Origin of the sequence: Rhizobium sp. S152 (assembly GCF_030380735.1) — a bacterium.
Lineage (GTDB): Bacteria > Pseudomonadota > Alphaproteobacteria > Rhizobiales > Rhizobiaceae > Rhizobium.
In genome coordinates, this window is record NZ_JAUDRZ010000014.1 from 1 (window position 1) to 18,024 (window position 18,024).

The following is an 18,024-nucleotide window of genomic DNA, read 5'->3' on the forward strand; positions in this document are numbered from 1 at the left end:
CAGCGATTCAACGATCCGACCCTCGCCGCTGAGAGAGGGAGGCAACCCTCTCGCAGCGGTTCATATTCGCCCGTCCGGCGCAGAAAGTCATAAGACAAGCGAATTCGTATCTAGAGTTGCACCAGCTGGCCAGCCGAAATCGTATCGCTGGTTAATCGCGCGTGCGGACAAAGCTGTGACCACTGGCTATTGCATGCGTACCGGGCACAGTTGCTCAAATTGGTCGATTGCTACGGGGTAGCCACTTGCCATGCTGCCATCTAGCGGTTGGTTTGTGTCAGGATCGATGACAACAAAGTCATTTCCCATCGTCGAAGCGTTCGCAGCCGTATTGCGTCCGAAGAAAACATAGGTCTGCCCGGTGATTGTCGTGAAGCGACCAGTTTTACAATCTCCGGAGAACTTGTCCGCAAGTTGGATCGCAAGCTCATCTTGGATGCATTTTTCAGTGACATTTTGAACGTACTCGCGGCAGAAGGCGACAGCGTCTTCTCGACGATGCTCTACCGCAATGACCGCATTTGAACTATTGATTCCAGAGCGCGAGACAACCGAGACCTGCATTCCCGCGCGGGTTCCGTAGTAGACCTTGTCCTTCCGACCACCATCAACCGGCTCACCAAGAATAATCGCCTTATATGTGCGGACGGCCTTGGTCATGGCTTCCTTCAGGCAATCGACGTCGCCACCGCAGACCCTTCGTTCTGCAAGAAGGGAGCGCGATAAGGTCTTGACAGCGGAAGGTGCTTGTTTCCGCGCCTGCCGATAGCCTGCGGCCATCGCGTCATCCAGTGCCGAAAGTTCGTCATTCGAGCAAATGGCCCGCTCGTCCGTGGTCGTTGCTTTGCGGCAATCGAAACTTGCGGCCGCCGACGGGTTGGCGGCCAGAACAGTGGCAGCCAGTGCAATGGCGAACGTGACCAATATACATTCGATCAGATGACCAGTCCGGACGCGCCCACTCGCGAACGGGCAAAAAAAGCTCACTTTCGTCATTGATCACGCCTCATACGGAATTTGCCGTCGTCCGACACGAAGCCATCCTTTTCGGGAGTCATAGTGTAGACCCAGTCCTCTCCGCCGATGATCACAAGCTCGATTTCGGAGATTTGCCACGCATCGACCTTGGTCTTTTTGACACTCGCGGCACAATCCTTCGCAAGCTCAACAGTCTTTGCGTCGTCGAGCCGCTTCGAGTTCACATCAAGTAGCGCCATGTGGCACAGAGCCTTGCCCTTGTCGTCCCTCAAAACCCACTTCCCGATTGCATCCTTCACTGTGGGGACACGGTCCATCGAACCGGGCTCAGGGATGAAATACACTGTCGGCGAGACGTCGAGTGGCGTCTTCCAAGGACCGCCCTCCTGCTCCTGAAACCCGATCAACGCCTTCCTGGTTGCGTCACGCAGGACAATGCCGGGGTCGGAAAATTCCCAAGCCGCTATCGCATCGTGCCAGGGTGCGCCGCAGGTCTTGCCTTCGGTCACCACACGGCCGCCGATCGTCTTGCCCTTTTCCAAGGTGACATAGCAGCCGAGAGAGCCATCTTCCGATGCTATCAGCCACTCGCCTACGGTCGCATCGACGATTTCTTTGCTTACCTCTTGCGCTCGTGCGTGGCCACCAAGCGCTAAAGCTAGCGGCACGGCGGCCAGGAAGCCCCTTCTCGCGAATCTCATGCATCCCTCCCTGATCGGTACTCGCAGACAATTGGTGACGGATCGCCCCAATATTCAAGGGGCCAATCCATGGAACGATCTCGGTTGATGCAAGTTGATATCGCACTGAAGCAATCCAGTTTCTGAAAAGGAGAACTCCCATGGGAAGCACAGCTGACAAGGTTTCCGGTAAAGCCAACGAACTGGCAGGCAAGGCCCGTCAGAGCGTAGGAGAGGCGGTCGGTGACCGCAAGATGCAAGCTAAGGGCGTCGCGCAGGAAGCAAAGGGTGACGCCCAGCAGGCTAAAGGCGAAGCCAAGGAAGCAGTCAAGAAGGTCGTCGACAAGGCCTAATATCCTTGTCGATTTAAGGACGCCCGCCAGTGGTGCTACCCGGCGGGCCTTTTTCTGTCTTTTGGCAAATGGGGACGCAGATCAACGAAAAGAACGCTGTCACCGTAAGGGTCCACAAGATCTGATAAGGACGAGGCCGGTCGATCGAAACCTTCACCTCTTCAAGCTGCGATGTAAACTCAGCTGCTGTCCTACCATCCCTGGGTATGCTTCGGTCACCACTCCTATTTCGGCTATTGCGTAGATGATCGGTGTGCTGTGACAATTGATTGACCGTATCACGATCAATCAAAAATGAACGTCGTTTCGCCTACTGCGATTTCCGGTAAAGTCGCAGGACAATTTTTTACATCTGAAAACGTCGCCCGCTCGTTGGTCAGCTGGGTTGTTCGAACAGCCAGCGATGTGTTGCTCGATCCGTCGTGCGGAGATGGTGCGTTCCTTGCTCACCACGGTAGATCGCGCGGCATCGAACGCGACCCCTACACCGCGTGGGTCGCCCGTGAACGATTTCCAACAATCGCAATCGATAGTACCGACTTTTTCGATTGGGCTCTGCAGACCAGGGAACGTTTCGAATGCGTTGCGGGAAATCCGCCCTTCATCAGGTATCAAAATTTCAAAGGGCTCACCAAGGCGGCAGCATCGTTAATTTGCAAAGAGAATGGGGTGAAACTTAGCGGGCTGAGTTCAGCATGGACCGCGTTCATCGTCGCCTCGGCCTCGCTTCTAAAGCGCGGCGGACGAATGGCCTTCGTTGTTCCCGCCGAGATCGGCCATGCGCCCTATGCAACGCCGCTAATCGACTATCTTCTTAGTGAGTTCTCGACGGTCCAAGTGATTGCGGTCAAGGAGAAGCTGTTCCCCCGCCTATCCGAGGATTGTTGGCTTCTTTACTGCGATGGACGTGGCGGAAGAACCTCCAATATCCACTTCACTAAAACCGAGCGGTTTGAGTTTTTAAATAGTCCGCCCTCGCCGACCAGCTTTTTCGATTGGGGAGAACTGAAGGCGTCCTGGCACGGGAGACTGCGGACGTTACTCATCTCCGACCGCGCTCGTAAAGCGTATGCTAATGCTAAGGTATGCCAGCGCTCTAGCCGATTTGGCGACTTCGCGAAGATTGGTATTGGTTACATCACCGGCGACAACAGGTTCTTTCATCTTTCGCGCTCGTCAGCAAAGCGTGAAGGGATTCCGTCGGAGTATCTTGTTCCGACCATCAGACGTGGGAAATCGCTTGTTGGGGATGTGATCAATGCCGCTATCGTCGATCAATGGATCGCGGACGACGAGGAATGCTTACTTCTAGCCCTGCCCGCCGCGTCGGAGTTGCCAACATCCGTTCTAACCTACCTCGAATCCCAAGCGGGTCACCAAGCCAGGAAAGCGTACAAGTGTAGGAAACGGCCGGTTTGGTACTCAGTCCCCGGTATCGTCAGGCCCGACTACCTCTTGCAATACATGGCCGGAGCGACGGTTCGCCTCTCTCGCAACGACGCGGGTGCCGCCTGTACGAACAGCATCCTTTGTGTCCAACTATTCGATCACTGTCTCGCGCGTCAGGCGTTGCCGACATGGAACACAAACTTCGTTCGCCTGAGCTGCGAGCTTGAAGGGCATCCGCTAGGTGGCGGGATGTTGAAATTGGAGCCTGGCGAGGCGTCCCGGATTTTATTCCCACACGATGCGGAGGCTCACGAGCCGAAGTTGATTAGAGACGCGCTGAGCGAACTGCGCTCCTGGCGTCACGTTTGATGCGGTCCCACCTTTGCCACCCTCGATCCGCGCGGTCATCAATGGTCGGGATGACGAGCTGGTCACATTTAATAGTATCGAACTTCATGTCCCGCTGAGCTGTCCAGAGCGAGCGGGTGCAGATGGTCAAACTAAAGGCTCCACGCCGCTCGATTTGGCGTGCTTTTGCTGTAGCTGCCCACGAGCACCGGCGATCCAAATAGATCAAGCGAAAGAAATTTCCCAGCTCAGGCTAAGCGGGCTCCTCCTCAGCAATAGAATGCGAACAAACGGTTCATCTGGAGAATCAATGCGTCCCGTGACAAGTTATTAGGCGAAAACAGGTTTTTGAATTTTTGACGGTTGAATATAATGCTTTGCTTGGCAAAACGGCTGCATTGCGGCCTCAACAGTAGAAATTTTCGATACGGGGTAACGAGCATCACTGGTCTCGCCTTGGGCTTCGTCGTTGGTTTGGCCGCTGGGGGCGCGTTCCGCGGAAGTTGCGCAGCAATTGCCGAAGCTCCCTTCGGATGCGCAGAATTCTTCCTATTCAGATATCAAACATTGGCAGCAGGCGGGCTCGCGCTGATTGGTGCGTGGCTATTATGGGTTCAGATCCAAGACCAACGACGTCAGGCACTCGAAATAAAAAAGCAGGCAGAGATTGCCGCTCGCATTCGTATTCCCCACGCACTCGCTCAGCTGTCGGTTTACTGGAAGCATTGCTACGACGCCTGGGCAGCGTCCGATCTTTCACTGAAAACCATGGCTCCCCCGTACGAGGCTATCGAGACGATTATGGCGGCGGGTCCACTCGCCGACCCGGAGACCTTCGTCAGCATTAAAAAGCTGACCATTCAATCGCAGGCATTCGAAGCACGATTGACCCCGCTGCGAAACGCTGAGCTTGGCACGAGGCAACGATTAGGGTTGATGATCGTCGATATCGCGAGGCTGAATTACTACGCCGATCCCCTTTATGCCTACGGTCGCATGGAGACACCATGTGCTTCGTACGTACCGTCAACACGCGAGACCTTACAGCAACATCTCGATCGATATGTGCCGTATCGACGGGATACGGCGACCCGAACTATTCTTCGAAGGATGGATCAAGCTTTTGACTCACAGTTCGGTCGGCGCCCTGGGGCCGAAGCACAGGATGAAGAGGACGATTTCGAAACCCTCGAATAGACGTGGGGCCGTGGAAAACTCATAGGATCAGCTGTTCAGTAATCATGTATTTTCAAACCACCTGAAGAAGTCCGGTTCGATATTCGGCAGGATCCTAATAGTGTCATGATTGATCCGGTCGAGCTGCTCTTCAACGAACGAGGTCACGTCGTGACGGCTACCCATCTCGGTGGCGGTGAAATCCAACGATCTCATCTGGGCGCGGACATCTATTCCTCTGCCGACGAAAGCAACGGTCCGGCCTCAGCCTGACGCCGCATCGTTCTTCATACAATTGTTGTGCTTCGCCATGAATTCAATCGTCACCATCTGGAATGAACAGCTCATCCCTGACTGACATGACTGGACTTGCTGGGGCGACCGGGCGATTTAGATGCCGGTCCACCATCCCCCGAACGTCCCCGCCGATCCGCCGCGGCACGAGGATCAGCTCCGCGTCTAGCGCGGCGCATAGCGCATTAAGGGTTGCGACCTTGGGGTTGGCCTTTCCCTTCTCGATGGCCGACACCTTGCCTTGAGAGATTCCGGCGAGGTCGCCTAGCTTCGTTTGGTTCATTTGCCTTGCCTCGCGTAGAACTCGGAAGGCGCTTAAGTCGAGGCCGAAGATCATAATTCTTGTCTCCCACTATGCCACAAACGGTATAATTCTGGCCCTCTATCCCTTTAGCAAGATACCCTGGGGTCACCTCGCACGAGTTGTGGGAGCTATCGACCGGCCCTTGCTTTGTCCTCGAAGGCTCGTCGCGCCTCAACATCTGATCGGAAATATGAAGCTAATCTCGCATCACGAATCCGCCGCCGAACATCGAAGGTGAGATCGCCGTCGACAGGTCTATCTCCGAGAATTACGGCTGCCGCTGCTGGGGAAAGGGCTTCCTCTCGCGGAAACGGGACGCCTAGCTGAGCAGCGACCTCGTTGAGCGTATCGCCCTCTTCTAAAGCAAGCATTTCTTCTGCCGTCCTAGTGGTCAGGAATCCGCGCGACCAGCTCCATAGAATGTCATGTTCGGTGACGGGCTCAATGTGGTTGAAGTCGCCGATCAAATAGTAATCTGGGCGCGGAACGACGCGATCAAGGCCACACAATACCTTTAGGCTGGCGTGATCATATTCCGCGTCTACAACACGCTCATTTTCGGTTCTGCGAGCTATTTTGAACTTCTCCTGCGCGGAAGCGACTTCATCAAGTGCCCTGCGTAGCCGCGCGTGGGCGACCGAGTATAACTGGCTGGCTTCGGCTTGCTCGTACGCTTCCGCTTCGAGCGCGATGGAGGCCACATGATCTAACGCCTCCATGATTACTGCGTGGATGTCCGCAAACTGCCTCTCCGTCCGATCCCGTTTGGCTCTCCGCAGCTGGGGACGGATTTTAACTTCCAATCCTCTGATATGCCTATCCAATGCCTCGTCTGTCGGCGGCTCGATACCGTTCCTGCTAGCCAGATCCAGTACGGTCTCGATCGGCATTTTCAGAATCAGGGCAGCAACCGTGATGTCGAGTTCGGCCGCACTCCACAGTCTTAGCACCCGCAGTTGACCTGCAAAGGTGATGACATCGATATCGAACGGGTACTCCGCCATCAGTCGTCCTCATCCGCCATATCAGTCCAAATGCCCCTCGTTTTGTCGAAGGCGAAGACCGTTCCCGGTTTTCCATCCAACGCCTTTAGTTCGAGGTCTGCAAAATAGGGCAACTCGATACCGTAAGCCTTTGCGCGTTCGATCACCTCCCGGCCGCTGATCCCGAGCCGCCGAACGACACGGGATAGACTCAGAACGTCCAGCGACCAGCCCTCAAGGGTTGTTCGCTCATATTCCGGGTGCCCCTTCTCAAACCGCGTCCGATCCTCAGTACGGAATTTCTCGACCGATTTCAAAATGGATCGGATAGCGTCTTCATCATCCATATAACCGGCTTCGAAGCCAGTCGTGTTCGGCCAATACTCCTCATGCCACCATGTCGCCCCCTTCGTTCCGCTCTCATTCCCTCCCGCCTCAAACCGCCAATGTGAGCCCCGGGCTCGGAAGTAGAAGTAGAGGCCGTCGAACTGCCCTTCAGCTTGAACGGGGCAGTAGCCAGCCAGATCATCCAACCTTACATTTGATGTCGCCTCGAGCTTCTCACGGGTCTCTGGTTTAAGATTTAAGCGCTGGAGATCGAATGGCGCACTTTCATCCTCTCGCTCGAACTCCATGACAAAACCAAGCGCTCTTACCGCCTCGAACAGACCATGGAGCTTCGCACCTTCGGTCGGACGCCATCTATCGCCTTCTCGAATGAAACCCTCGTTGTCGACGATGCGCTCAAGTTCTTCACGTTGTTGAGATTGTGTGTTGGAGAGTGTCACGACGTGAGTGGGTGCACCGTTGTCCCATTCCGTCCGCCAAAGGATCGTCGGCTTACTCATCGTTCCCCTCCTCGGCATCCTTCACGGTTGTTTCCACGACGAAGCCCGGTCGGAACCCGTTTCTCACTGACTCCCCAATCTGACCTCTGGGATTGCAAAGGATGCGAGTGCTTCCCTCGACGTAGTCTTGAAAGCGGTGCGTGTGGCCGTGAATCCAAAAGTGGGGTCGCCCTTGATGGATGAGTGATGACAGATCAGATGCAATCGCCGCATTTGAAATGTGCCCGGCGAAACGTGGATCCAACGACCGTGGCAAAATCGCATGGTGAGTAAGCACCATCGTCGTCCCATCGAATGGTTTTGCCAACTCGCGTTCGATATAGGTCCGGCTGTCCCAGTGGCGGGAGATCAACTCCTTGGACGTGATAAGCCCGCCTTCCCTCCCCACGCGCGGGTCAGAACGATAGATCTTGCGAAAGTCCCGAGAATGGCCAGCGCACTGCTTAATGACAAAGTCGCGTTGAGCTTCGAATTCATCGTGTGGAAGGCTTTGGATGCCGATAGAGAAATCGGTCCAAAGCGTGGCGCCAACGATGCGGAGGTCGTCCCTCTGGAACGTGTCGTTTTCCAGGATGTGAACATTAGTGCCCGCACTCCACCTGCGGGCGTACTCGACCGCACGATCAATCGATGACCCATAATAATCGTGATTGCCGAGAGTTGACACCACAGACATATGAGGCGCGATCTCCGCGTGCAAGAAATCGATAGCTCGTTCAATATTGTCTGCAATGTCGCCCGCGCAGACACAGACGTCCGCATCCGGCACGACCGCCTGTCTACCAAACGCCAGATCGAGGAACGTGGAATGTAGGTCGCTGATAATCCATGCTCTCATCGGCGTGCCTCCTTGGGAAAAAGCACCTGATTTAGATCCTTGGGTACGGTAACGTCCTGTTCGGTCCCTGAGGCGCCATCATCTTCGCACGTCTCCTCATCGGCCCCGACCCCCTCACAGATCTCATCAAATCGGTCGGAGACGATAAAGCCGACTAAGTCCAGCTCCTTGGCTAAGGTCAGAAGAAGTGCCCGTCGTTCGCTTAGCATGCCGGTCGCACGATCCAACTCCTCGCGCAGGACAGTGTCCACTTTGCCTACCAACCAAGGCGCTGCGGCCAAATCGATGTGCCCGCGGGCGGCATCGCTACCAAGATGATGCAGCCCAGTGCCCATCCCAAATTGAGTTTCCATCTGCACCGCAAGACGTGTAGCCGTCGCCAGGTCGCTGGTTGCACCCAGACCTGCACCGTCCGTGTGATAACCGAAGATCACCTGTTCGGCGGCCATCCCCGCCAACCGGAAGCAGATTTCATCACGATAGCGTTGGGCATTGCGAATGAGTACGCGAGGAATACCGAACACGGCTTGACCGTAGGATTGCAGCTCAAGCCGGGGATTGATGTGATTGGCCAAGTCGACGCTGAAGAAGTAGCCGATGTTCAGCGCCTTTCCGACCAATGCGTGCCCCACCTCATGGACTGCGACAGCGTATCGGTACTCGCCATCCACCTTGATTAGATCCGGCAAGAGAGAAGTGAGATCAGCCAGCGTAAGAGATCGATCCGCGCGTCTCGCAAGCTTCTTGGCATCGCGGACCATCCTTGCCAGATCAGCGCCAGCCATCGACTCCGTCAACGGACCAAGGCTTGAGATGTCGGCGACCTCATGTTCTCCCAACATTTGACCGATCATAGCCAATCGGTCAGCCTCGCTTGGCAATCCGATGGCGACATGTCTGTCCAGCCTTCCCGGTCGACGGATCGCAGCATCAATCTTCTCGGGATAGTTTGTCGCGCCTACAACTACCAGTCCGTCTCGATTTGCAGACCCATCCAAGGCTTCCAACAAAGCATTCACGATCTGAATGGAATACGAGGCGTACTCGCCTGTGAAGGTGTTGCGGTCTCCGATGGAGTCAAGCTCGTCGAGCAGGAGGATGGATGGTGCCTTGTCGACAGCTGAAGCGAAATCCGCCCGCATGGCCTTCAGAAGATCGCCCAAGTGCCCCTTGGCTTGCCACTGGACGACGGATGTCGCCACGAAATTGACTCCGCAGGTGTCGGCAAGCGCCCGGGCGAAGATCGTCTTGCCGACGCCCGGCGGTCCGCTGAGAAGAAGGCCACGATCGACGTCTGACCACTTCAGCTTACCGGAACGCCAAGCCTCCAGGTCTTTCGCGAGCTGTAAGCCCCATTCTTTCGCGGGCCCATATCCGTGCAGTTCTTCAAGGCGCAGCGTCCTCTCAACGATAGGCTTCGCTTCGCTGATAGGTAATGAAATTGAACCAAGACGTCGGATCGTGTCGGCGGCGCTGCTGTTCGCCCGGAGGGCTGCGAACATCAAGTCAGAGGGAAAGGCCAGAAGCTGGTGGGCTTGCTTGAGGGAAATTCTAAGCTTCAAGACCTTGGCGCATGCTTCCTTGAGGTCGAATTCGTCGATCGGTGCAACGTCGATGAAAATATCGACCGACACTGCAACAAGGGGCGGCAGATTCCGCGTCTCGGTGATCAAAAGTGCCCGAGTGCGCTTTCCGCACCGCTCGGCGAATTCAGTTTTGATCCATTCCTGCTTGGCATCCGCGTTGATGCAGGCATATCCAATGTGATCCCACGCGTCTTGATCCACCCCGTCATATAGGAGGGAAACTGCGCAAACTTTGAAGTCATCTGCTGATGCTCCTGCTGGGACGACAAGTGCCACGATACCCGGGCCACCAAATTTGAAGCCGGGGCAGTTGTCGAGTGCCCTCTCGAATGTCCGATAGAGGGCGTAGTGCTTCACTGACGAATTGATTTTGAGATTCTCGGTGTTGATAGGCATAGCTGCTCCTTCGCTGCTTGCGGCAACGTCAAAAAGAGTTCGGGAATTGCTAGGGGGATTAGTCGCGCCGACGGCGGACTATTGTTTCCGGCCCGATAAGGCGTTCATCGAGATCCATGGAAATAAACCGCTGCAGCACCATGGAAGCCAACCCAGCTACGGGTTTGGTCTCGCGGAAGACCATCAGCGCCTCCGCAACGGTTAGGCTTGAATATTCGTCCAAGGCGGCGAGGAGCCGAATGCGATCCGAGAGGGCAGCCTCGTGGCGAGCGTATCGCAGCCGGTCCTTGGCGTTCTTTAAGCGCACCCGCGGCAACGCCTCGCGGTCAATGGCTTCGTAAGCGTAACCATCCTGCGCCGCCTTGGACTTGAGCCAATCCGGAGCTGGGTCCTCGCGATGACCGTCTACGAGGAATGTACGGTCCGCCCGGCGCACCACGAAATCGGGCCGGTAGATCTGTTGGCCACTTGCTAGCGGCATTGACTGGCACGACCAGGATAGGACGTCGTCATCCACGTCCAGTAAGCAGGCGATATCCCGCGCGAGCTGATCCCTGAAAAGGACAGGCCCGCTGCAACGAACCGTGCTCAAAGGATAGAAAACTTGAATGGGGGAATTTTGCGAAACAAAGCGCGAAGAAGAGATGCTCATCATGAACCCTCGAATAGACACAGAAATCCGAACCCCGCACGGGGAGCGCTTCAGCGTGCTATTCGTATTGTGGTTCGAGCAATTTTGGTCATAAGGAACATTTAGAGAACAACGCAAACGATGTCAACAGGCTTTACGAGCCTTCCTTAGGATTGACCCGGAGACCCGACTTCCATATGACGCCCCAGCCGCGCTTCGTTCGAAGGTGGCAGCGGGAAGGCTCGACTTGACGAGGAGGTCGAGCCTTCGCCATTTACAGCCGAAAATCCACTAGCTGACGCCGTATTGACGGTGCGACAATGCAATTCGCTTCGTCCAAGCAAGTGCACCTTGGCGATCAGCTATCACCAATGCAGCATCCAGCATTGCCTTGGCTGACTGCTCTTCAAACCGCATGGCTGATACACGAAGAATTTCAGGGCCGCACCAAAGGCTTCCCTCTGCGTCGTGTCTAACTTGAAGGTCATTGCTGTAGGCATCGGCACTGATCGCCGCAAACACTTCAGCCTGCATTGCTGTCGCATCATCAGGGAAGACGTTCTTGGCGTCCAGAATAGCTGCGAAACCATCGGCCCAAACTTGCCAATGACGGAGTCCTCTTTGGGTTGTGCGGCTCATCAGATAGCCATTCCACTCCTTTGCGGCCGTCAGATTGCCGCACCACAGTGCAACAGGAATGCACCCGATCGCGAGACCGTAACAAATTGAAAGGTCGTGATCGAGTGAGAGAACATCGGCAGCACAATCTTTGGCCAGCGCAAGGGCTCCATCAGGGTCACCTCTGAGCCAAGTAATTCGCATGAGCAAAGCCAGCACAGCTGTCTTCCCGTCAACCTGCGCGTGGTTTGTATGATTGGCGCGAACCGGTGCATCGTCACCCGCGATTACCTTCATTAGAAGCTCAAGCGCCTGTGGTTGGTTGCCGATAAAGTGATGCGATAAGGCGAGCATATGATCAGCCGTTTGAATGTTCGCGAGTTCGCCTGTTGCATAGGCTGGCTCTTTAAACTGTTCGGCAAGTCCCAGGCTTTCCCGGTAGTTTCCATACAGGATCGCGCGGGCCCATAGACCCCACACTGCCCTCAATTTGTGCGCGGGTAGATCGAGTTGGTCAGCGATTTCAACTGCCCGCAGGAACGCGTTGTTCATATCCTGGGTTGGGCCCGCGGTATGCCACAGCGCATGACCGTAGGTTGCCTGAAGTTCTAGCTCCGCAACGGATCCTACCAGGTCGGTCCCCGAAATGGTGCTCATGGCTCTGCGGGCAATCGCCAGATATTCAGAAGGAAGTGAGAGATGAAACCAGAGTGACGCCGAAGCGACAATCAGGTCGACGCCGAGTTGTCTGTCACCGGTCGTGAACGCCCAGTCGAACACCGCGCGAAGATCGTCTACCCGCCAACTGTTTGCGGCGAGCCACTGGGCGGGATTTTTCCCGTCCCATACCGTAATTTCCGACGAGAATAGCTTTAGGCATTGCTGAGCGTGCCGACGCATAACATCGTCAAACTCTGACCCCTTCCCCAGCTTTTCGGCTGCATAGAATCGCGTTGTATCCAGCAACCGGTAAAGCGACGAGCGATCGCGCCGGTCCATTGTTACCAGCGACTTGTCAACGAGTGCTGTAAGCGCGTCAAAGACGGCAAATTCTTCAACGCCAGAGCCGGAGCACGTCGCTAGAGCTGCATCAAGCTCGAACGATGATCGAAAAACGGAGAGTCTCCGAAAGACTGCTTTCTCGCCGTCGGACAGGAGATCGTGGCTCCAGTCGAGAGTTGCGCGAAGTGTTTGCTGTCGTGGCATCGCAGTGCGACGGCCCTTCGTCAGAACGGAAAATCGGTCGTCTAGCCGTCTTGCCATCTCTGCACGTTCAGGAGGTCCATGCGAGATGCCGCCATTTCCAATGCCAGCGGAATGCCGTCAAGACGCTCGCAGATATCGAGCACAGCGGATACGTCACCATCTTGAAATTCGAAGCTACTCGAACTCGCTTTGGCTTTGCTGCAGAACAGCTGAACGGCCGAGAACTCGAGTGCCGTAGCTGCCGTCATTTCGGGCCGATACGGCGGCGCCACAAGTGTTCGAAGTCTGAAGATCGACTCGCCAGCAGCTCGTAGCGGTTCACGGCTTGTGATGAGTATGCTTGCGTCAGGAACCGCCTGCAAAATGTCTTCGGACAACTGCGCGACTGCATCGACGACGTGCTCACAGTTGTCAAAAACTAAAAGCACGGGCCGCGAGCCCAAGGCTGAGATAATTGCGTGCTCGGCTACCCCAGCCACCGCCAGTCCCAATTGGCTAGCCAGCGCGGACACTACCAAGCTCCCGTTTGAAAGTGGCGCGAGATCGACAAAGCATCCGGCGACACCCTGCTCTGCAACGACTTTGTGGGCGACGGCGAGAGCAACAGTCGTTTTCCCGATGCCACCAGGGCCAGCAATTGTGACCAACCGCCTTTCAGGGAATAGGTCGGCCAAGCCTTGGATTACCTCGTCGCGGCCAATAACCTGACCCAGGTTTGCAGGTAGAAAATGCGGCAACGACGTCGCTTCGACAGCCACTTTAGCAGTGCCAGGCACTCCGGTCATTTCCACAGGTACGACCCACCGGTATCCACGGCCAGTTTCGTTTTGGATAAAGCTGATGCCCTCTGCAGTCTCGCCAAGAGTTTTGCGCAAGGCTGAAAGATGAACGCGCATCGCATTTTCATCAACGGTTGCGTCTGGCCATGCCCGTTGCATCAGTTGGTCTTTTGTGACCAACTCGCCTGCCCGCTCGACCAGCAAAATAAGGAGTTCGAGCGCTCGTGCACCAAGGCGCACAGGCTCACCATTGGAGAATAGCGACCTCTGCGCAATCGAGAGCGTGAATCTATCGAAGGTGTATGAGGCGCTGTTTTGCATGGTCGTCCATGAATCGGGGCGGTTCTTGAGATCCTACTTATCAACCCTCAAAGCCCGCGTCCTTGAACAGAATTGCTTTTCTTGCACAATTTGCCTGTGAGGCGGAGGCATTTCGATGCCGCCTTAATCCCATTTGCAATTCTTCACAAAGCTTAAGTCACGGTCCGAGCCCGGTCGGCGGTAGATGTTGGTCAACGACAACCCCTCGTTCGCACCAACCTGCCGAAAGGAACTTCCGATGTCCTTCTATCGCGTTACCGAAGCCGGTCCGATCTCACCTGTGGCCATCAAGGACTTGCCCGCAAGCATCGCATCAACCCTGACCGAACTTCTTGATCAGGCCGGTTTCGAAATGGATCGAGACATCGAAGCTGTTCGTGCCTGCCTGGATAAGGCACGGGCGCTCATCCGTTCGGAGCCCACTCTCGAACCGACTGGTGGCCTGGCGCCTTGGCAAATGAAACGCGTCCGCCAATATGTCGAGGAGCACTTGTCATCAGCGATCCGCTGTGAGGATCTGGCGGCTGTCTGCCGTCTCAGTGTTAGCCACTTCTCCAAATCGTTTCGCCAGAGCTTCAGTATTCCTCCGCACGCGTACGTCCAAAGCAAGCGCGTCGATCTGGCAAAGAGGCTTCTGATCGAGGGTGGAGAGCCACTCGCTCAGATCGCACTCGAATGTGGGTTGGCCGATCAGGCGCACCTGTCGCGCCTCTTTCGCCAGTCGACCGGAGAGACGCCTAGCGGCTTCAGGCGCCGCCTCGCCTCTGTGGAATGATTTCCAGCCGCATTTACAGAAAGACGTCAGTTATGCCGATTCATGTCACTCCTGCTTCAGCCAATCCGGTGCTGGACACCCTTACCCAAGAATTTCTCGACCGGTTTTCGGGTCCGGCAGGGAGTATTGAGGAGTTAAGAAGGCGAATGTCGCTTGCCGACATTCCCCAGGGTGCTGCGGTCCAGGCGATCGATCTCGATGTGCCACCTGACCGCATCCGCGGCCGCCTGATCATTCCGCCTTCGGCAAGCTCACCCAGTCCGGTGCTGGTCTTTTTATGTGCTGCGAAAACCGCGGCTGGCAGCCGCATGAGGGCAGAGGGTCTTTGCCACAATCTAGCTCTCGCGAGTCAGATCGCTGTATTGTGCCTCGATACAGGCGAAGGGCTTCTGGCGGAAAGAGTAGAGCGTGCGCTGTCAGCTCTCTCCGCGATCTATATGAGTGGTCATTCGCTCGGAATTGACGGCACCAAACTGGCGGTGGCTGGAGACGGTATCGGAGCCAAACTTGCGGCCGTCGTTTCGATGATCATGAAAGATCGTCCCGCACCCGTGATTTCGCTTCAAATTCTCTTCAACCCGATATTTTCAGATCGGTTCGACACGCCTTCCCATCAAGCGTTTTCCGAGGGTCCGTGGCTCACAAGCGAGCTGATCTCCCAAGCCTTTGCTGAGCTGGGTGAGCGCGGGAACGAAAAACTTCCCTCACCAAAAGATGCGAGCGTCAGAGATCTAGATGGCATGCCAACAACGCTAGTCATCACAGCTGAGAACGACATCGCGAGGGACGACGGTGAGGAGTTCGCCCGAAAGCTGATGCAGGCGGCAGTGAGAGTAAATGCCGTGCGCTTTCTGGGAACGATCCACGACTTCGCGATCCTGCAGCCTCTTGCTGAAACTCCAGCCGCGCAAGGAGCCATTGCTCAGGCTTCTGCTTCTTTGAAGGAGGCATTCAATCCATAGCTTCGTATTCTTGAAGTTAGGAGCAAGTCAGTCGTCGCAATCACAGGAAGAACCGACACATTTCGTCAGATCATCCAAGAACCCACCTTGTCCAAGAGTCAAAGTTGCGATTGATCGGTCGTGGACTTGCGCTCCCGCGAACTCGACTAGCCCCAATTTTGGCCAGCGCAATGGAAGGTTCACTTGCACAATGCTCGAAGCTGCCCTGCGCCGTCTAATTACGATCGGCACGTTGACCGTCACATTCCCTAACGGCGTGGTTCGCTCATATGGTGACGGTGGAGACCCCCGTGCCGCAATACTCATCAAGACCCAAAGGGCGAAGCATCGTCTAGCCCTCAATCCGGCATTAGCCCTGGGCGAAGGTTTTATGGATGGGGACGTAGAGCCGATCGGGGCTGATTTGTTTCAGGTTCTCGATTTTCTGGCGATGAACTCCATGAATGGCGGCGCACACCCGGCCGACAAACTCATGGAGAAGCTTCGTTGGTTCCGACGTCGCGTTGACCAGATGAACCTAGCTGGCCGCTCAAAGCGCAACGTTGCCCATCATTATGACCTCGACGGGCGCCTTTACTCACTAATGCTCGATGAGGACCTCCAATATTCCTGTGCTTATTTCCCAGATGGCGACGAGACATTGGAGGAAGCCCAGCTCAAAAAGAAAGTCCACATCGCATCAAAGCTCGCCCTTGATCATCCAGGGCTTGAAGTTCTGGACATCGGATGCGGGTGGGGTGGCATGGCCATTTTCCTGGCACGGGAATATGGCGCCAAAGTCACCGGTCTTACACTATCGGAAGAGCAGTACGACGTTGCGAAGACCAGGGTAAGGGAAGCTGGTCTGGACAAGCTGGTCAAATTCCACCTGATGGATTATCGAAACTGGTCAACGCCTGTCGACCGTATCGTCTCCATAGGAATGTTCGAACACGTCGGCGTAAATCACTACCGTACTTTCTTTGAGAAGGTTCGGGGCTCCCTGAAGGATAACGGTGTTGCTCTGATCCACGCAATCGGCAGGGCTGACGGGCCTGGGAGCACAAATCCTTGGATCAGCAAATACATCTTCCCTGGTGGATACTCCCCTGCAGTGTCAGAGGTCATGTCAGTTGTGGAACGCTCAGGACTTTGGGCAACCGACGTCGAAATTCTCCGGCTTCACTACGCAAAAACCCTGGAGCATTGGCGGAGGCGGTTTGACGCTAATCGCACCACTCTAAGGGAAATCTATGACGAGCGCTTCTGCCGGATGTTCGAGTTTTACCTTGTCGGCTCAGAACTTGCCTTCCGACGGATGGGCCACATGAACTGGCAAATACAACTGACCAAAGACATTGCTACACTGCCTTTGTCGCGAGGATACATGTCCGACGTCGAGCGACAGAAGCTTGCGGCGATCAACTCGGAAAGTACGACGACCATTCTGGATCCAAAACCCAGAAACCGCCGCACTGAAACCGCTGCGACCGAGCGCGGAAATCCCGCCCTCAGCGGCTAGCTTCGAACGGCAGGCGTAGTCACACGTTGAAGATGCTGCAGATACATTTAGGAGCGCGGAATGGTAGACAAAACAGAAAAGGTTTCTGGGACATCCGCCTCTGCACCAACCCGCGTGGAGACAAGTGTATCGTTGTCGGAACCCGAGGCCGCCTGGGTAGCCGAACGCCAATCTATAATCAGCTCCGAACTAGCGAAGCGGGCCCGGGAAGAAACTGACGGTCCCTCCCGCGACGACGATGTCCCAGAGCGGGCGTCAGGCGACGGACACCTTGCTCACCACTCGCCCGGCCAAAAAGACAATGGAAGCGAAGAACTTCTTTCAGGCGAAAGCGAACGCATCGGCACCGGTAACTTAGACGAAGACGTTCCTTTTGGCGACCATGTCGGTTTCGTATAGCCCGTTCCCGGCGTCTATACGAAGCGGCCACCAGCTGCAGCAATCATCTCGGGCGTGTCGACGTCCATCAACGCCGCTTCTCCAATTTCGACTGGCACGACCGGGAGCCCGCTATAGCGAACTAGATCTCGACCACCCATGTCCCCTCGAAGTGAGCGAAGACGTTGAAACGTCGATTTCGGAAAGATCACGGGATTTCCTGGAGCGCCGAAACCGGTTGCTCGGACAATTTTTTGGCCGTTGTGGAGCCGAAAGACGTCGATCAGCTTGTCCAAATGCCCGCATGTCAAAGCAGGCATATCAGCCAAGATCACCATTATCCCCTCAGGGCCATCGAGTTGAGCCGCCGCCACACCGTAGGCCAACGATAGCCCCATGCCATTTTCGTATTCGGTGTTTCTAACGATACTCACAGGCAGATCTGCCAATAGGGCGCTCATCTCCGCATGCCGATATCCCGTGACAACGACCGCCGACAAGCAATCGCACGAACTGGCGATCAGGGTGGACCTTCGAACTAGGGGCAAGCTGTCAAACTCCGCAAAAAGCTTGTGCCCGAGCGGTTGCGTTCGACTCGCGCGGCCAGCAGCCAGAACTACAACACTAACGCCGTAGTTGGACGAAGTGCCCTCATGGTCCGAACTCATTGTGCGACCTCC

General features: G+C 55.7%; 19 protein-coding genes. 8 read left to right on the forward strand and 11 right to left on the reverse strand.

The window, feature by feature from the left end:
• Positions 1 to 186: 186 nt before the first annotated feature.
• Together QTL95_RS15835 and QTL95_RS15840 are read right to left on the reverse strand one after the other, a co-directional pair.
• Positions 187 to 996, reverse strand: coding sequence for a lysozyme inhibitor LprI family protein (locus QTL95_RS15835; RefSeq protein ID WP_289720910.1), 810 nt, complete (start codon positions 994 to 996; stop codon positions 187 to 189).
• Positions 993 to 1,679, reverse strand: a complete 687-nt coding sequence (locus tag QTL95_RS15840) for an AprI/Inh family metalloprotease inhibitor (protein ID WP_289720911.1) — start codon at positions 1,677 to 1,679, stop codon at positions 993 to 995. The genes QTL95_RS15835 and QTL95_RS15840 overlap by 4 nt, the downstream gene beginning before the upstream one ends.
• A gap of 140 nt (positions 1,680 to 1,819) precedes the next feature.
• On the opposite strand from QTL95_RS15840, the gene QTL95_RS15845 reads away from it, so the two are divergent.
• The 4 genes from QTL95_RS15845 to QTL95_RS15860 all read left to right on the forward strand — a co-directional run bounded on the left by QTL95_RS15845 (position 1,820) and on the right by QTL95_RS15860 (position 5,197).
• Positions 1,820 to 2,011: a CsbD family protein gene (locus tag QTL95_RS15845; RefSeq protein ID WP_289720912.1), complete on the forward strand. Its 192-nt coding sequence runs from the start codon at positions 1,820 to 1,822 to the stop codon at positions 2,009 to 2,011.
• Between the two features lie 294 nt (positions 2,012 to 2,305).
• Positions 2,306 to 3,769, forward strand: coding sequence for an Eco57I restriction-modification methylase domain-containing protein (locus QTL95_RS15850; protein ID WP_289720913.1), 1,464 nt, complete (start codon positions 2,306 to 2,308; stop codon positions 3,767 to 3,769).
• A 435-nt stretch (positions 3,770 to 4,204) separates the two neighbouring features.
• Entirely contained in the window at positions 4,205 to 4,945 is a 741-nt protein-coding gene (locus QTL95_RS15855) for a hypothetical protein (RefSeq protein WP_289720914.1), read from the forward strand.
• 105 nt (positions 4,946 to 5,050) lie between these two features.
• Complete coding sequence (locus QTL95_RS15860) at positions 5,051 to 5,197, forward strand: hypothetical protein (RefSeq protein ID WP_289720915.1); 147 nt, start codon at positions 5,051 to 5,053, stop codon at positions 5,195 to 5,197.
• Positions 5,198 to 5,240: 43 nt separating this feature from the next.
• Here the strand turns inward: QTL95_RS15860 and QTL95_RS15865 are convergent, their stop codons facing one another.
• The 8 genes from QTL95_RS15865 to QTL95_RS15900 form a co-directional block, all read right to left on the reverse strand.
• Positions 5,241 to 5,555, reverse strand: coding sequence for a helix-turn-helix domain-containing protein (locus tag QTL95_RS15865; protein ID WP_289720916.1), 315 nt, complete (start codon positions 5,553 to 5,555; stop codon positions 5,241 to 5,243).
• Positions 5,556 to 5,650: 95 nt separating this feature from the next.
• Complete coding sequence (locus QTL95_RS15870) at positions 5,651 to 6,526, reverse strand: hypothetical protein (RefSeq protein ID WP_289720917.1); 876 nt, start codon at positions 6,524 to 6,526, stop codon at positions 5,651 to 5,653.
• Positions 6,526 to 7,353, reverse strand: coding sequence for a hypothetical protein (locus QTL95_RS15875; protein ID WP_289720918.1), 828 nt, complete (start codon positions 7,351 to 7,353; stop codon positions 6,526 to 6,528). The genes QTL95_RS15870 and QTL95_RS15875 overlap by 1 nt, the downstream gene beginning before the upstream one ends.
• On the reverse strand, positions 7,346 to 8,191 hold the full coding sequence (locus QTL95_RS15880) for a metallophosphoesterase (RefSeq protein WP_289720919.1): 846 nt from the start codon (positions 8,189 to 8,191) through the stop codon (positions 7,346 to 7,348). Before QTL95_RS15880 ends, QTL95_RS15875 begins: the two co-directional genes overlap by 8 nt.
• Entirely contained in the window at positions 8,188 to 10,173 is a 1,986-nt protein-coding gene (locus QTL95_RS15885; RefSeq protein ID WP_289720920.1) for an AAA family ATPase, read from the reverse strand. The genes QTL95_RS15880 and QTL95_RS15885 overlap by 4 nt, the downstream gene beginning before the upstream one ends.
• Positions 10,174 to 10,231: 58 nt before the next feature.
• On the reverse strand, positions 10,232 to 10,828 hold the full coding sequence (locus QTL95_RS15890) for a hypothetical protein (RefSeq protein ID WP_289720921.1): 597 nt from the start codon (positions 10,826 to 10,828) through the stop codon (positions 10,232 to 10,234).
• Between the two features lie 267 nt (positions 10,829 to 11,095).
• Positions 11,096 to 12,628, reverse strand: a complete 1,533-nt coding sequence (locus tag QTL95_RS15895) for an ATP-binding protein (protein WP_289720922.1) — start codon at positions 12,626 to 12,628, stop codon at positions 11,096 to 11,098.
• Between the two features lie 41 nt (positions 12,629 to 12,669).
• Complete coding sequence (locus QTL95_RS15900) at positions 12,670 to 13,728, reverse strand: ATP-binding protein (RefSeq protein ID WP_289720923.1); 1,059 nt, start codon at positions 13,726 to 13,728, stop codon at positions 12,670 to 12,672.
• A 238-nt stretch (positions 13,729 to 13,966) separates the two neighbouring features.
• On the opposite strand from QTL95_RS15900, the gene QTL95_RS15905 reads away from it, so the two are divergent.
• From QTL95_RS15905 to QTL95_RS15920, 4 genes are all read left to right on the forward strand, one after another.
• Positions 13,967 to 14,503 carry a helix-turn-helix domain-containing protein gene (locus QTL95_RS15905; protein WP_289720924.1) on the forward strand — a complete coding sequence of 179 codons (537 nt, stop codon included), beginning with the start codon at positions 13,967 to 13,969 and terminating at the stop codon, positions 14,501 to 14,503.
• A gap of 32 nt (positions 14,504 to 14,535) precedes the next feature.
• A complete protein-coding gene (locus QTL95_RS15910) occupies positions 14,536 to 15,465 on the forward strand; it encodes an alpha/beta hydrolase fold domain-containing protein (protein WP_289720925.1) in 930 nt (309 codons plus the stop codon).
• A 190-nt stretch (positions 15,466 to 15,655) separates the two neighbouring features.
• Complete coding sequence (locus QTL95_RS15915) at positions 15,656 to 16,966, forward strand: SAM-dependent methyltransferase (protein WP_289720926.1); 1,311 nt, start codon at positions 15,656 to 15,658, stop codon at positions 16,964 to 16,966.
• A 60-nt stretch (positions 16,967 to 17,026) separates the two neighbouring features.
• A complete protein-coding gene (locus QTL95_RS15920) occupies positions 17,027 to 17,365 on the forward strand; it encodes a hypothetical protein (protein WP_289720927.1) in 339 nt (112 codons plus the stop codon).
• A gap of 14 nt (positions 17,366 to 17,379) precedes the next feature.
• On the opposite strand, the gene QTL95_RS15925 is transcribed toward QTL95_RS15920, so the two are convergent.
• Positions 17,380 to 18,012, reverse strand: a complete 633-nt coding sequence (locus QTL95_RS15925; RefSeq protein ID WP_289720928.1) for a nucleotidyltransferase family protein — start codon at positions 18,010 to 18,012, stop codon at positions 17,380 to 17,382.
• Positions 18,013 to 18,024 lie beyond the last annotated feature (12 nt).